The 14250-nt window shown below is 75.3% G+C and carries 11 protein-coding genes; 7 read left to right on the forward strand and 4 right to left on the reverse strand.

Translation table 11 applies throughout. From position 1 onward, the window contains the following. Positions 1-69: 69 nt before the first annotated feature. From ACZ6D7_RS00210 to ACZ6D7_RS00240, 7 genes are all read left to right on the forward strand, one after another. Positions 70-483 carry a CU044_2847 family protein gene (locus ACZ6D7_RS00210; protein WP_469481537.1) on the forward strand — a complete coding sequence of 138 codons (414 nt, stop codon included), beginning with the start codon at positions 70-72 and terminating at the stop codon, positions 481-483. Then, positions 480-2189, forward strand: a complete 1710-nt coding sequence (locus tag ACZ6D7_RS00215) for a VMAP-C domain-containing protein (protein ID WP_469481540.1) — start codon at positions 480-482, stop codon at positions 2187-2189. Before ACZ6D7_RS00210 ends, ACZ6D7_RS00215 begins: the two co-directional genes overlap by 4 nt. Before the next feature lie 118 nt (positions 2190-2307). Beyond that, positions 2308-3345, forward strand: coding sequence for an AAA family ATPase (locus ACZ6D7_RS00220; RefSeq protein WP_469481543.1), 1038 nt, complete (start codon positions 2308-2310; stop codon positions 3343-3345). Then, positions 3345-7256, forward strand: coding sequence for an SAV_2336 N-terminal domain-related protein (locus ACZ6D7_RS00225; RefSeq protein WP_469481545.1), 3912 nt, complete (start codon positions 3345-3347; stop codon positions 7254-7256). The genes ACZ6D7_RS00220 and ACZ6D7_RS00225 overlap by 1 nt, the downstream gene beginning before the upstream one ends. A 257-nt stretch (positions 7257-7513) precedes the next feature. Then, on the forward strand, positions 7514-8551 hold the full coding sequence (locus ACZ6D7_RS00230) for a rod shape-determining protein (protein ID WP_469481547.1): 1038 nt from the start codon (positions 7514-7516) through the stop codon (positions 8549-8551). 193 nt (positions 8552-8744) lie between these two features. Further along, positions 8745-9866 (forward strand): glycoside hydrolase family 5 protein, encoded by a 1122-nt coding sequence (locus ACZ6D7_RS00235; protein WP_469481549.1) that lies wholly within the window; start codon positions 8745-8747, stop codon positions 9864-9866. Positions 9867-9967: 101 nt separating this feature from the next. Continuing rightward, the gene (locus tag ACZ6D7_RS00240; RefSeq protein WP_469481551.1) at positions 9968-10840 is read left to right on the forward strand and encodes an LLM class flavin-dependent oxidoreductase; all 873 of its coding nucleotides are present in this window, start codon (positions 9968-9970) and stop codon (positions 10838-10840) included. A gap of 33 nt (positions 10841-10873) precedes the next feature. On the opposite strand, the gene ACZ6D7_RS00245 is transcribed toward ACZ6D7_RS00240, so the two are convergent. The 4 genes from ACZ6D7_RS00245 to ACZ6D7_RS00260 form a co-directional block, all read right to left on the reverse strand. Continuing rightward, positions 10874-11275, reverse strand: coding sequence for a response regulator (locus ACZ6D7_RS00245; protein ID WP_469481553.1), 402 nt, complete (start codon positions 11273-11275; stop codon positions 10874-10876). Between the two features lie 322 nt (positions 11276-11597). Next, positions 11598-11804: a hypothetical protein gene (locus ACZ6D7_RS00250; protein WP_469481556.1), complete on the reverse strand. Its 207-nt coding sequence runs from the start codon at positions 11802-11804 to the stop codon at positions 11598-11600. Between the two features lie 111 nt (positions 11805-11915). Next, positions 11916-12593: a response regulator gene (locus ACZ6D7_RS00255; RefSeq protein WP_469481558.1), complete on the reverse strand. Its 678-nt coding sequence runs from the start codon at positions 12591-12593 to the stop codon at positions 11916-11918. Next, positions 12590-14230 carry a sensor histidine kinase gene (locus ACZ6D7_RS00260; protein WP_469481560.1) on the reverse strand — a complete coding sequence of 547 codons (1641 nt, stop codon included), beginning with the start codon at positions 14228-14230 and terminating at the stop codon, positions 12590-12592. Before ACZ6D7_RS00260 ends, ACZ6D7_RS00255 begins: the two co-directional genes overlap by 4 nt. Positions 14231-14250: the final 20 nt, after the last annotated feature.

Consider the following 14250-nt stretch of genomic DNA (forward strand, 5'->3'; position numbering starts at 1 on the left):
GCAAGTACCGTCCGTAACAATGGGGATGCACAGAGCCGCAGGACCGACGGAAGGGACGACGGGGGAACCGTGGAAGGACTGGTGGAGTTCACGACCGACGGCGGCGCCGTGGTCGCCGTGGAGGCGATCCCCGAGGGGCGGCCCGGGTCCCGGCTGGTGGCCCGCGGCGACGGTACGGTCCAGGCGGCCCGCACCTTCGAGGGCGCCCTGGAGGGCGTGCGCACGGCCGCCGAGTCCGCGCTGCGGGTGTTCCGGGACGGCGCGTTACGGCCCGACGGGGTGGAGATCGAGTTCGGGGTGAAGCTGTCGGCGGAGACGGGCGCGATCATCGCCAAGGGGACGGCCGAGGGCCACCTCGTGGTGCGGCTGACCTGGTCGCCGTCCGCCGCCGCGCCCGCCGTACCCGCGCCCGCGCCCGCGCCCGCCGTACCCGCGCCCGCCGATCCCGCCGCGCAGGTGCCGGGGCCCGCCGCCGCGTCATGATCAGCGCCGAGTGGCACGCCCGGATCGAGACCGCCGACCGGGTCGCCGGCGCGGGCTTCCTCATCACCCCGCGCAAGGTGCTGACCTGCGCCCATGTGGTGAGCGGCGCCCCCCACGACACGCTGACGGTCACCTTCCCCGAGCGCCCGGACCACGCGGCCGTACCGGCCCGGGTGGTCGCCGATGGCGGCTGGCGCGGCGGGGTCACCGACCCGGGCGATCTCGCCGTCCTGGAGCTGGCCCACGAGGTGCCGATCGCGCCGGCCGCGCTCGCGCCCGTCGACGCGGCGCACGCCGACCGGCCCGACCGGCCCCGCAAGCTCCTCGTGTACGGCTTCCCGCTCGGCTTCGACGAGGGCACCCTCGCCGAGTTCCGCATCACCGCCACGCAGTTGCTCAACCGCGAGTGGATCCAGCTGGAGGCCTGGCAGCCCGGCGGCCGGGCGCTCGCGCCGGGGTTCAGCGGCGCCGCGGTCACCCTGGTCGACACCGGCGAGGTGGTCGGCATGGTCACGGCGGCGGCCGGCGACCCCGGGGTGAACAACGGGCGGATGATGCCCACCGAGGTCATGGCCCGCTACTGGCCGGATCTGGAGGGCCTGGTGCCCACCTCCGACCACCGCTCGGCCGACCGCGCCCGGCTGCGCGGCCTCGTCGAGCAGGCCGTCCGCTCCGGCCTGGACTGCGACCCCGTACGGCTCTACGGCGCCGCCGCCGGGCCGCTGGACCCGCCCGCGCCCGAGGAGGGTTTCGACTCGCTGTGGTCGGCGGCGCTGTTCGTGCTCTGCGAGATCGACGGGGCGGACGCGGCGGCGACCGTCGCCCGGTTCGCGGACCGGCTGGAGGCCCTGTTCCAGGCACCCGCCGAGGCGTCGGCGGCCCCCGACTGGTCGCCGATCCTCGTCGACCTCCAGCACAGCGGCGCGGGCGACGGACAGGTCCGGGTCGAGGTGTCCGCGTACAGCGGCGGGCGCCGGCACCCGGTCGGCTCCGACACCGTCCCGCGGTCCCGGCTGGCCGACTACGTCCAGGACCGGATCGAGGCCGCCTTCCGGTATCTGACGCCCGGCTCCGACGAGTTGATCGCCTTCGCGCTGCCCCGCGACTGGATCGACCTGCCCGTCGACCGCTGGGCCAGCGCCCCCGACGACGACACCCCGCTCGGCTCCGTCTACCCGCTCGTCGTCACCGACCAGGCCCGGCGCCGGCCCGGTGCCCGGCACCAGCTGACCCGTGCCTGGAAACGCCTGGACACCGCGGCGGGCGCCCGGGTCCTGCGCGTGGAGTGCGGCAGCCCGGAGGAGCCGCCCCGGCTGCGGTTGCGGCTGCGCCGGCCCGACGCCTGTCTCGCGGGCTTCGCCGCCGCGCCGGCCGCGCCCCACACCCGCCCGCACTTCGACGCCACGCTCACCGCGCCCGCGCCGCTGGTCGTCTGGTCCCGGGGCGGCTGCGCGGCCGGCGCGGAGGAGGCGTGCGCGGGCGGGGACGGCTGCGCGGGCAAGTCGTTCCTCGACGAGCTGGACGCGTGCGTGTCCGGCGTCCCGCCCGCCGAACTCCCCCGCCGGATCCTGGCGTTGCGCGAGGAGGCCGACGCGGAGGAGGGCCACTGGGCGCGCGACATCCAGCTGCTGTGGGACGACCCGCGCGTCTTCACCGACCCGCACGGCACCACCGCCCCCACCCCCGCCCACTCCCCCGTGGCCTGACCCACCGGCCCTCACCCACTCCCCCTGACCTGAGCCGCCCGCCCTCGCCCCCCCGCCCCGCCCACTCCCCCCATGACCCGACCGGCCGACCGGCCGACCGCCCGATCCCCGGAGAACCATGCCCGACTGGTCCGTCTACACCGGCAACAGCGACAGCGAGCCGCACGACGGCATCGACCGGCTGCCCCCGCCCCCGCCCTGGCGGGCGTTCGACGGCGAGCCCGTCCTGCCGCCGCCCCGGGACGCCGACGACGAGGCCGCCGTCTCCCCCGACCGCGTGCACCGCGCCCGGACGTACGTCGCCACCCCGGAGAGCGTCCAGCTGGTCAACGCCGCGCTCGTGCTGCGCCGCCCGCTGCTGGTCACCGGCCCGCCCGGCACCGGCAAGTCCTCCCTGGCGTACGCGGTCGCCCGCGAGCTGGGCCTGGGCCCGGTCCTGCGCTGGAACATCACCAGCCGCTCCACCCTGGCCGACGGGCTCTACCAGTACGACCCGCTGTCCCGCCTCTACGCCGCCCGGCAGGCGGCCCGGTCCGGCGCGGACGGCGGCCCGCTGGGCGGCGAGGTCGAGGACCATCTGCGCCTCGGCCCGCTCGGCACCGCCCTGCTGCCCTACGAGCGCCCCCGCGCCCTCCTCGTCGACGAGATCGACAAGAGCGACCTCGACCTGCCCAACGACCTGCTGAACGTGCTGGAGGAGGGCCAGTACGAGATCCCCGAACTGATGCGCGCCGCCCGCCACTCGGCCGACGGCACCACCGCCGAGGTCCTCGCCGACGGCACCGACACCCCGGTCACCGTCACCCGGGGCCGGGTCCGCTGCCGCGCCTTCCCGTTCGTCGTCCTCACCAGCAACGGCGAGCGCGAGTTCCCGCCCGCCTTCCTGCGCCGTTGCGTCCGTCTGAAGCTGCGCCGCCCCGACCGCGAGCAGCTCACCGACATCGTCCACGCCCACCTCGACACCCCGCCCGGCGAGGCGGAACACCTCATCACCCGCTTCCTCGACCGCGCCGCCGGCGGCGAACTCGCCACCGACCAACTGCTCAACGCCCTCTACCTCACCGGGGTCGCCGGCCTCGACGCGGACTCCCGCGACGCGCTCGCCGAACAGCTGATGCCGTACCTGAGCGCGACGGCGGACGGCGACGGCTTCTGATGACCACCGAGGGGACGCGGGCCGGTGACACCTCCGCCCTGGAACGGCTGACGGCACTCCTGACCGCCGCGACGGACACCGCGCCGACGGCGCGCGAGCTGGCGGAACTGCTGTGGCTGGCGGGCCGGTCGGGCGAGCGGGACGAGACGACCCCGGACGGGCGTGCGGACACGACGGTGCCGGCGCCCCCGGCCGGGGCGGCACCCCCGGCCGGTCACGAGGCGGAGCCGGACCCGGTCACCGCCCCCGGGGACCGCGTCCCCCTCCACCTCCCCACGCCCGCCGCCCCGCCGCCGACGCACCCGGAACCCGGAGCGACGGGCGACGGGGACCGGGGTGCCGATTCCCGTTCCCCCCTCCTCGCGCCCGCGCCTCCGATGCTCCCCCGCCCGCTCGCCCTCCAGCGGGCCCTGCGCCCGCTGAAGCGCACGGTCCCGGCACCGCGCGCCCGGCTCCTGGACGAGCGGGCGACCGCCGACCGCATCGCACGGCTCGGCGCGCACCCGGACGTCTGGATGCCCGTGTTCCGCCCCGCCCGCGACCGCTGGCTGCGGCTCAACCTGGTCCACGACACCGGCCCGACCATGCCGGTCTGGCGGCCCCTGGTCCGCGAACTGCACACCGTGCTGGCCCAGTCGGGCGTCTTCCGCACGGTCACCCTGCACACGGCGACGCCCGACGGCCGGGCGCGGCACGTCCCCGACCCGGCGGACGGCCGGACCGTCACGCTGGTCGTCAGCGACTGCACGGGACCGCAGTGGCGCGCCGGCCCGGCGGGCGCCCGCTGGTACCGCACCCTGCGGCACTGGGCGGCCCGGATGCCGCTGGCGGTCGTCCAGCCGCTGCCGGAACACCTGTGGGCGACGACCGCGCTGCCGGCGGAGCCGGGCGTACTGCTGTCCCCCGGGGCGGCGGCCCCGCTCTCCGCCCTGACGTTCACCCCGTACGACACGGAGGCCGCGCCGGCGCCGCCCGGTGCCGTCCCGCTCCCCGTCCTGGAGCCGGGGGCGCCGTGGCTGGCCAACTGGGCGGCGCTGGTGGCGATGCCGGGCGGCGGCCACGCTCCGGGCGCGGCGGCCTGGCTGCCGGCCGCGCCCGCGCCGGCGCCGCCCGACGCCCCGTCCGCGCTCCCGGCCCAGGACCTGGTGCTGCGCTTCCGGGCCACGGCCTCCCCGGGGGCGTTCCGGCTCGCCGGGCACCTGGCCCTCGCCATGCCGTCGGTGCCGGTGATGCGGCTCGTGCAGCGTGCCGTGGAACGCGATCCGCGCCCGCAGCACCTCGCCGAGGTCATCCTCAGCGGCATGCTCACGGCGGTCCCCGGCCCACCCGGCTCCTACGACTTCCGTCCCGGCGTACGCGACCTCCTCCTGCGCACCCTGCCCCGCACGGCCCGCGGCCGCACCCGCGAACTCCTGGACCGGGTGGGCCACCTGATCGACGCCCGCGCGGGCCTGACGGCGGGCGAGTTCCGCGCGGAGACCGGCGGCGGCGAGGGCGAACCGGGCGGACCGGCCTTCGCGACGGTGAGCGAGGAGACGGTACGGCGACTGGGCGGGTCCCCGGAGCGCGGTGCCGTCGGCTTCTCCCTCCTCGGCCCGGTCCTGGTCACCCGGGACGGTCACGCCGTGACCCTCGACTCCCCCTACGCGCAGGCCATGCTCTGCGTCCTGGTGCTCCGGCGAAAGGGTCTCGTCACCCGGGACGAACTGCTCGCCGGGCTGTGGGGCCGCTCGGCCCCCACCGACGGCGTGGAGACCCTGCGCACCTGCGCGGCCGGGATCCGGCACGGCATCGGGCCGCTTCTCGTGGAGTCCGCCGAGGGCGGGTACGCGCTGCGCCTGCCTGCGGCCTCCGACCCCGACGACGTGGACGTCGTCCGCTTCCGCCTGCTCGCCGCCGAGGCGGAGGCGGCTCGTGCCGAGGGCGACAGGGAACGCGGCCGCACCGCGGTCCGGTCCGCGCTGGCGCTGTGGCGTGGGACACCTCTGGAAGGTGTTCCGGGTCCGGCCGCCGAGGAGACCCGCGCCGGTCTTCGCGCCCAGCACCTCGCTCTCTGCGTGACGGGGGTCGAACTCGACCTGGAGCTGGGGGAGTTCGAGCGCGCGTCGGTCGCCCTCGGCGACCTCCTCCAGGAGCACCCGGACAACGACGAGGTGCGCCGGCTGCGCGATCGCGTCCTGGACGCCCGCCGCAAGGCCCCGCCCGTCCCCCGCCCCGCCCTCCTCTTCGAAACCCCCACCGACCTCACCGCCCACCCCGAGTCCCGGATCACGCTCGAGTACGTCGTCCACGAGGTCCTCGCCCGGGGTGATCTGACGCCGCAGCAGTACGAGACCCGGGTCCGCAAGGACGGGTACGTCGTCGAGTTCGCCCCCGACGCGTATCTCCTCCCCGTCCTGGCGGCAGCCCTCCGCTGGCTGCCCGGCCCCCTGGCCGGCCTCGCCGATCCCCCTCGGCTGCGGGTGACGTTCAGGGACGGTTCCCCCACCTCCGCCGCACCCCCGGAGGTGCCCGCGCCGGTCCTGCTCACCGTCACCCCGGCGCTCTTCGAGGCCTTCGCCGACAGTTCCGCCGCCGCCGGACCGCACCGCTTCCACCCGCTGTACGGCGACACCCCGGACGCCCCGCCCGTCGCCTGGTACTGCCCGCTGCCCGCGCCCCCCGCGCCGGCGGCGGAGACGGACGCGGGCCGTGACCTGGTCCGGGGGCCGCTCCTCACCCGGGACCTGCGTGAGCTCGGCGTCCCCGCGCCCGGCCGGACCGCGATCGTGCACACACGGCCGGACCTCCCGCTCGCCCTCCTCGACCCGGCCCAGCCGTACGGCGGTGGCCCGCGCCGCCCGGCGACCTACTACGAGGTCGACCTCACCCCGCACCGCACGGTCCACCAGGTCTCCCTCCCCAGTTCCGGCAAGGGCGCCTTCACCGCCGCCGTGGAACTGACCTGGCGGGTCACCGACCCGGTGGCGTTCGTGCGGGCGGAGGCCACCGGGGTGCCGGCGCTTCTGCTGGCCCATCTGGTCGAGGCCGGTTCGCGGATCACCCGGCACCACTCCCCGCGCCGCCCGGCCGGCGCGCAACGGGCCGTCAACTCCCAGCTGGGCCGCTGGCCGGTCGCGGGCCTGGAGGTGGCGTGCACGGCCACCCTCGCGCCGGAGTACGCCCCGCCGCCCGAGGTCCCCCGGCCGGGCCCCGCCGCCCGCCCGCTGTCGGAGCTGCTGGCCGAAGCCGAGACCGTCCTGCTCGGCTTCGACGGCCCGTTGACCCGCCTGTTCCCGGCGGCGGCCGCCCGCGAGGCCGCCCGGGACCTGCTGACGCTCGTCGTCGAGCACCGCGACCCCGAGGACGCCCTGGCCGGCCGCGCCGCGGGCGACCGGAGCGCGACGCGGGAGCTGTTCGTGCACCCGCTGGACGTCCTGCGCGCCTTCGCCCACGACCGGCTCGGCCCGCTGCTGCGGGACCGGCTGGACGACCTGGAGCTGCGCGCCGTACCGGACGCACCGGCCACGCACCGCTCCGCCGCCCTGGTCCGCGCCCTGCACGGCTCCGGGCGCCGGGTCGGCGTCGTCACCGACGTGTGCGAACAGGCCGTCCACCGGTATCTGGAGGCCTACCGGCTGCCGCTCCTGGCCGGGGTGCACGGCCGCGCCGCCGATCTCGGCCGGCTCATGCCGCACCCGGACTGTCTGCTGCGCGCCCTGGGCCCGCAGGGCACCCCCGCCCGCGTCCCCGCCCGCACCGGCGTCCTGATCGGCTCCACCCTCGCCGAGCTGACGGCCGCTCAGCAGGCCGGCCTGCGGTTCGTCGGCCTGGCCCGCAACCCCACGGTCGGACAGCGGCTGCGCGAGGCGGGCTGCACGCTCACGGTGTCCTCCCTCACCCCCGTCCTGGAGGCGGCCCAGTCGCTCTGACACCCCCCGGCACGGCCGTCCAGCACGGCCGTCCGGCACGGCCCCTCTAGCACCTCCACCTGCCCTTCCCGTGACCACATCTCTGACATACGGGAGAAGAACCCCCGTTCGGCCGCTCCCCGCCCGGCCCACCTGAGAAGGCGGCGCTCCTCCCGGCCCCGCAGGATGCGAAGGAGGCCGACCGCCAGGCGGCCCCACGCCCACGAGGCCCGCCCGCCCGGCGGCCCCCACGGTCTGCGCTCTCGGGAGGACCCGCCATGACCGCCAGTCTGGAGCAGCTGCGCCGCTGCCACTTCGCCGTCGACCTCGGTGCGGCTCGGACCCGGGTGTACGTGAAGGGGGCCGGGCTCGTCGTCGACCAGCCCTCCGCCGCCGCCGTGAACACCCGGACCGGCGGGCTGATCGCGGTCGGTGAGCTCGCCGAGAAGATGACGGGCCGCACCCCCGACTACATCCGCGTGATGCGCCCGGTCTCCGGTGGCACGGTCGTCGACATCGACATGGCCCAGCGCATGCTGCGCCATCTGCTCGGCGACAAGATCCGCCGCCAGCTGCGCCGCAAGCCGTTCCTGCGCGCCGCCGCCTGCACCCCGCACGACGCCGACCCGCTCGCCCAGCGCGCGGCGATCGAGACGCTGGTCGGCCTCGGCGCCCGGCGCGTGGAGCTCGTCGACACGCTGATCGCCGCCGCCGTCGGCTGCGGGCTGCCCGTGGAGCGGCCGGAAGCCACCATGATCATGGTGTGCGGGGCGGCCGCGACCCAGGTCGCGGTGCTCTCCCTGGGCTCGATCGTGACCGCCGAGCGGGTGCCGGTCGGCGGCGAGGCCGTGGACCACGCGATCGTCCAGCATCTGCGGCACGAGCACGAGCTGATGCTGCCCAGCCAGTCCGTACGGCCGCTCCAGCTCGCCCTCTCCGGCAACGGTCTCACCCCGCACGGACCGCAGGTCACGGAGATCCACGGGCGGGACGTCGCCACCGGCCTGGCCCGTTCCGTGCGGGTCGACACCGCGGCCGTACGGGACGCCATCGAGACCCCGCTGACGGCCGTGCTCGACGGCATCGGACGGGTGCTGCGGGAGTGCCCGCCGGACCTGGTCGCCGATCTCGCCGACCGGGGGATCATGATGGTCGGCGGCTCCGCGCTGCTGCCCGGCTTCGACCACATGCTGCGCCAGGCCACGGGTATGCCGGTGCACATCGCCGAGCGGCCCGACATCTGCGCCGCGCAGGGCCTGGGCGCCATGCTGGAGGGCCGGATCGCGCCCCTGACCCTGGACCCGCTGGCCACCTGAGCCCCGCCGTCCTCGGGCGGCGGCGACACCTGGACGCCCCTCGTCCCGCAGCCGCCCCAAGAACGTCACGCGCCCGAAACCTTGACGATCACTCAGCCGGGTGCCACGATTCCGGCGCCGCCATGTTTACGTAAACATCAGCCACCGCGGGGCGGGATGTTTACGCAAACATCGTCTCCGAAAGGGCACGTCGATGCGCAAGACCCCCGCCAGAGCCGCCTCCCTCTCCCCCCGCCTGCGCGCCACGCTCGCCGCGGTCGCGATCACCGCGATCAGCGCCGGCACCCTCGCCGCCGGGCCCGCCGCCGCCTCCCCGGCGGCCGTCTCCCCGGCCGTCTCCCCGGCCGCCTCCCCGGTCGCCGACGTCAAGCCCGCCCCGGTCCTCGACCCGACCTCGTTCAAGGGCGTCAACTGGGCCGATCCGCGGGACAACTTCGCCGACGACCTCCTCCGGCTCTCCGGCCTGTCGACCACCGACACCTACCGGCAGACCTACACCAAGGCCGCCCGGATCATCGCGGCGTTCCGCGCGAACCTCGGCGCCAACACGGTCCGGCTGCCGATCAACCCGTACACGGCCGACGGCGCGTACTGGAAGTCGTACCGCGGGGTCATCGACGCGGCGTCCGACCAGGGCTTCAAGGTCATCGTGTCCTACTGGGAGGGCACGGGCGCCCGGAAGGACGGCTTCATCGACGACCAGGCCGCCTACTGGCCGATGTGGGACACCGTCGTGAAGGCGTACAAGAACGACCGGCACGTCTACTTCGAGCCGATGAACGAGCCGCACGGCTACACCGACACCGAGTGGGCCGACATCGCCGCGACCTGGCTGTCGACGTACCCGAAGGTCCCGCGCGACCGGGTCTTCGTCAGCGGCGCCGGCTACAACGACCACGTGACCTCCGTCTGCGCCGACCCCCGCCTGAAGGGCACCTACCTCTCCCTGCACCACTACGGCTTCTGGAAGTCGTACGCCACCTACGACGAGTGGGTCGCCGACCTGAAGGTCCGCATCGGCGACTGCGCCGGCCGGACCGTCGCGGACGAGTTCGGCGCGCCGATGACGACCGGCTTGGACTACAACGCGAAGACGCCGGACGACAATTACGTCAACTTCATCCAGGCCGTCACCGACACCTTCCGCGAACTGAAGATGGGCTCCGTCTACTGGCCGGGGCTGCGCACCGACGACACGTACTCCCTCCAGAAGCTCGTCGGCGACCCGAACCGCCCCTGGCTGACCACCACCAACCAGTCCGGCGCCGACCGCCTCGCCTGGGCCTGGGGACGGGGCAGGCCGGTGCGGGACTGACCGCCGCGCGTGAGGGCCCGCCCGGCAGCGGGCCGGGCCCTCACGCCGTCCGGAACACCCCGGTGACCGCTCACCCGACGGAAGGCACAGGTTCCCGAGACATGACGAACGTACGGATCGGTGTGATGTACGACCGCGACCGGAACCCCGCGGGGCTGCCCGGGTTCGCGCGGGCGGCCGAGGCGCTCGGGGTGGACGACCTGTGGGTGGTGGAGGATCTCGGCTGGAACGGCGGGGTGTCGGCGGCGGCCGTGGCGCTGGGCGCGACCGAGCGCGTGCGGGTCGGCATCGGCATCGCCCCCGCGCCGCTGCGCAGCCCGGCGCTGCTGGCCATGGAACTGGCCACGCTGGCACGGGTGTTCCCGGGGCGGCTGGTGGCCGGTGTCGGGCACGGGGTGCAGGAGTGGATGGCCCAGGTGGGCGTCGCGGCCCGCTCCCCGCTGGCCCTGCTGGAGGAGACGATCACCTCCGTGCGCGCGCTGCTGCGCGGGCAGCGGGTCGAGCTGAAGGGACGTGAAGTGCGGCTGGACGGCGTGGAGTTGGTGCACCCACCGGCCGAGGTACCGCCGGTGATCGCGGGTGTGGTGCGTCCCCGTTCGCTGGAACTGTCCGGCCGGGTCGCCGACGGCACCCTGATCGCCGAGGGTCACGGGCCGCGCGACCTGGAGCGGACCCGGGAGGCGACCGCCAAGGGCGGTGCGGGTCCCGACCACACCCTGACGGTGTTCTCGTTCGCCTGTGTCGGCGACGACCCCGACGAGATGGCCCGCACCCTCCACCCGCACACCGAGGGCCACGGCGCCTGGCTCGGCCGTCCGCGGGAGGAGGTCTTCACCGTCTCGGGCACCGCCTCGCAGTCCGCCGGACACATCGGCGACCTGGCGGCGGCCGGCGCGGACACCGTCGTCCTGCGGTTCGTGGGCGCGCAGCCGCTGCGGCAGCTGGAGGCCGTACTGGAGGCCCGGGGCCGCTGAACCCCGCCGGCCCCGCGACAGGGCGGCTCTCCGTCACCGCGTCACCTTCCCGATGCCGTCGGCGAGCCGCGGCGCCGACCGCCCCGCCTCCGTCAAGTCCGCACGGTCGGCCGCCTCGGCGTAGGAGACCGGCTTGGTCAGACAGTCGTCGGCGCCGGTGTCGAGGCCCTCGATCTCGTCCCACTCGCCGTCCTTGGCGGTGAGCATGAGGACCGGCGTCCAGTCGCCGTCGGCGCGCGGGCTGCGGCAGACCCGGTAGCCGTTGAGGCGCGGCAGCATGAGGTCGAGGAGGACGGCGTCGTAGCTGTTCTCCCAGGCCGGCCACAGTTCCGTCGACCCCGTCGAGGGCCACGTCGACGGCGAACCCCTCGGCCTCGAGCCCGCCCCTGAGCCCGCCGCGAACCGCTCCTCGTCCTCGACGACCAGCACACGCATGCCTTCACGCTACGGCGCGCGCGGCCGGTGTGCCGGTCAGTGCCGGGCTGTACCGACCGGCGCCGGGTCAGTAGGGCAGCAGTCGTCCCGAGGGGGTCCTGCGGTCGATCGGCATGTCACGGGGAGCGGCGGGCCGGCGGATGACGCGAACGCGGGTCTTCTGTCGGTTCATGACGCCCTCCTGGGTGCATCGGGACTCGTCGTCGGGATGCCTCGACTCGGGAGGACGCCCCTCCCGACGGTCCCTTACCCACGTCGACTCCGAGGCATGCCCACGTCAGTGACTGTGCCTCGGGGAATTGCGCGCGCCGGGGCGCGCCGCTCAGTCGCCCCGCACCACCAGAACCAGCCCGCCGGCCAGCAGGAAGGCACCCCCCACGACGGCGACGACGGCGATCACGGCGAGCACCGCCGGCCGCAGGATCAGCTGGGGGGACGGCCCGGCCGCCGTCGTGAGCCGCCGGCGCCGCAGCGCGAGCACCCGGAGCCCCGCGTACAGGCTCACGAGCCCCAAGATCAGGTAGTGCATGCCGTCAGCCCTCCAGGCCGTCACATGGGAACGCCGACAGTCTGCGGTGCCGTCCGCCCGCCGTACCCCAAGGACCGCTCAGCGGCGTCCGAATCCACTCCATCGCCCGGCTTACGGCACCTGCCAGTGGTAGCGCCGCTCCGGCCGCCCCGCCTGCCCGTAGCGCAGGGTCACCGCCGCCCGGCCGGTGACGACGAGATGCTCCAGGTAACGGCGGGCGCTCACCCGGGAGATGCCGACGAGGTTCGCGCACTCGGCCGCGGACAGGGTGCCGTCGGCCGCGCGCAGGGCGCGTTCGACCAGTCCCGAGGTCTCGACGCTCATGCCCTTCGGGAGCGTGGGAGCCTGCGCCGGGGCCGCGACCCGGCCGAGCGCCCTGTCGACGTCGGCCTGTCCGCGGACCGTCCCGACGGCCAGGTCGCCGCGCCGGGAGCTGTAGCGCTCCAGCCGTTCCCTGAGGTCCTCGGCGTCGAAGGGCTTCAGCAGATAGTCGACGACCCCCTGCCGGACGGCGGCGCGGACCGCCTCCGCCTCCCGGGCGGCGCTGATCACCATCACGTCGCAGTCGTGGCCGGCGGTCCGCAGCCGGGGCACGACGTCCAAACCGAACATGTCGGGCAGATACAGGTCGAGCAGGACCAGGTCGGGCTGGAGTTCGGCGGCGGCGGTGAGCGCCTGCTCGCCGCAGTCCGCCGTGCCGACCACCCGGAAGCCGTCGACGCTGTCGACGAATCCGCGGTGGATCCGCGCCACCATGAAGTCGTCCTCCACCACGAGCACGTCGATCATCGGACCTCCTCCGGCTCCCGGCCGGTCAGCCGGCCCACGGACATCCAGGCGATGAACATGGCGCCTTCCTGTGTGTTGGACACCGACACCTCGCCCCCTCGGCGGGTGCACACCAGCCGGGTGAGGGCCAGACCGATCCCCCGGTCGCCGCCCCGCGCGGCCTTGGTGGTGAAGCCGTGCAGAAACACCTCCTGCGCCAGCTCGGGGGCCACGCCCGGACCCGAGTCCCGGACGACGATCTCCACGCTGGAGGCGTCCTGGCGCAGTTCGACCTCCACCCAGGCCTCGTCGTCGTGCTCGCCGGCCGCCGCCGCCGCGTCGAGGGCGTTGTCGACGAGGTTGCCGAGCACCGTCGCCACGTCCGCGGAGTCGGTGGGCTCCAGCTTGTCCAGGGCCGTGCGCTCGGAGATCCGCAGCCGGACCTTGCGCTCGGCCGCGAGCGCGGACTTCGCCATGAGCAGCGCGGCGACGGCCCGGTCCCGGACCCGGCTGGTGAGGGTCAGGTCGAGCGACTCGCGGTGCCGGCGCAGGGCGCGGACGTACCGGACGACCTCGTCGTGCTCGCCGATCTGGATCAGCCCGGAGATGGTGTGCAGCTGGTTGGAGAACTCGTGGGCCTGGGCTCGCAGCAGCTCGGTGCTGCTCCGGAACGAGCCCAGCTCGCGTTCCAGCTGGGCCAGTTCGGTGCGGTCCCGGAGGGTGGTGACCGAGCCGAGACGGCGGCCGTCCTTGGTGACGTCCATCCGGTTCATCACCAGCACCCGGCCCCGGCGCAGCACGACCTCGTCGCGCCGCTCGCCGCCGGTGCCGGCCAGGACGTCGTACAGCCTGCCCTCGATGCCGAGGTCGGAAAGGCTGCGGCCGACGCAGTCCTCGGGGAGGTCGAGCAGGGCGCGGCCGACCTCGTTGACCAGGGTGAGCCGGAGCTGCGGGTCGAGCGCGACCACGCCCTCGGCGAGGCCGAAGAGCATGGCCTCGCGGTGTTCGGCGAGGCCGGCGATCTCCCGCGGTTCCAGGCCGAGGGTCTGGCGCTTGATCCGCCGGGCCAGCAGCCAGGAGCCGGCCACCCCGAGGACGCTCGCGATGCCGAGGTAGGCGAGCAGATAGGACGAGGCGCCGCCGAGGCGCTGCCAGACCGTCGGGGAGACCCGGCCGATCATGACCGTGCCGAGATGGACGCCGATGTGGTCGGGGTCGTCGCCGAGCACCGGGACCTGGGCCACCAGCTCGCGTACCCCGTCCACCGGCAGCTCCCCGGACCAGCCGCGCGCCTGTGCCACCTCGGGCCCGGCGACCGGCAGCCGGGTGCCGACCAGGGTGGGGTCGGTGGCGGCGACGATCTCGCCGTACGCGTCGGCGACCGTGACGGAGGAGACGTTCGACTGGGTCCGCCGGGTCTGGAGCAGCGGCGCCAGGGTCTCGGCGGGCGCGGGCCGGACGAGCTGGCTGCGCAGGAGGGGGTTTCCGGCCAGTTCCTCGGCCAGGGCGGTGACCCGGCGTCCCTCGACCCGGTCGAACGTCGCCTTCGACTGCGCCAGCGAGACCGCGGCGACCGCGACCAGCACGACCAGCACGATGGCGAGCTGGAAGGCCAGCAGCTCACCGGCGAGCGTGGGGCGGCGGGACGTCACGACCACAATGAACTCAACCTTCAATG

This window comes from Streptomyces sp. NPDC041784 (genome assembly GCF_055591025.1).

Bases quoted from the DNA above. Each gene is read 5' to 3' on its own strand.
- ACZ6D7_RS00215 (WP_469481540.1), top strand. From the start codon at position 480: ATGATCAGCGCCGAGTGGCACGCCCGGATCGAGACCGCCGACCGGGTC.
- ACZ6D7_RS00220 (WP_469481543.1), top strand. From the start codon at position 2,308: ATGCCCGACTGGTCCGTCTACACCGGCAACAGCGACAGCGAGCCGCAC.
- ACZ6D7_RS00225 (WP_469481545.1), top strand. From the start codon at position 3,345: ATGACCACCGAGGGGACGCGGGCCGGTGACACCTCCGCCCTGGAACGG.
- ACZ6D7_RS00230 (WP_469481547.1), top strand. From the start codon at position 7,514: ATGACCGCCAGTCTGGAGCAGCTGCGCCGCTGCCACTTCGCCGTCGAC.
- ACZ6D7_RS00235 (WP_469481549.1), top strand. From the start codon at position 8,745: ATGCGCAAGACCCCCGCCAGAGCCGCCTCCCTCTCCCCCCGCCTGCGC.
- ACZ6D7_RS00240 (WP_469481551.1), top strand. From the start codon at position 9,968: ATGACGAACGTACGGATCGGTGTGATGTACGACCGCGACCGGAACCCC.
- ACZ6D7_RS00245 (WP_469481553.1), bottom strand. From the start codon at position 11,275: ATGCGTGTGCTGGTCGTCGAGGACGAGGAGCGGTTCGCGGCGGGCTCA.
- ACZ6D7_RS00250 (WP_469481556.1), bottom strand. From the start codon at position 11,804: ATGCACTACCTGATCTTGGGGCTCGTGAGCCTGTACGCGGGGCTCCGG.
- ACZ6D7_RS00255 (WP_469481558.1), bottom strand. From the start codon at position 12,593: ATGATCGACGTGCTCGTGGTGGAGGACGACTTCATGGTGGCGCGGATC.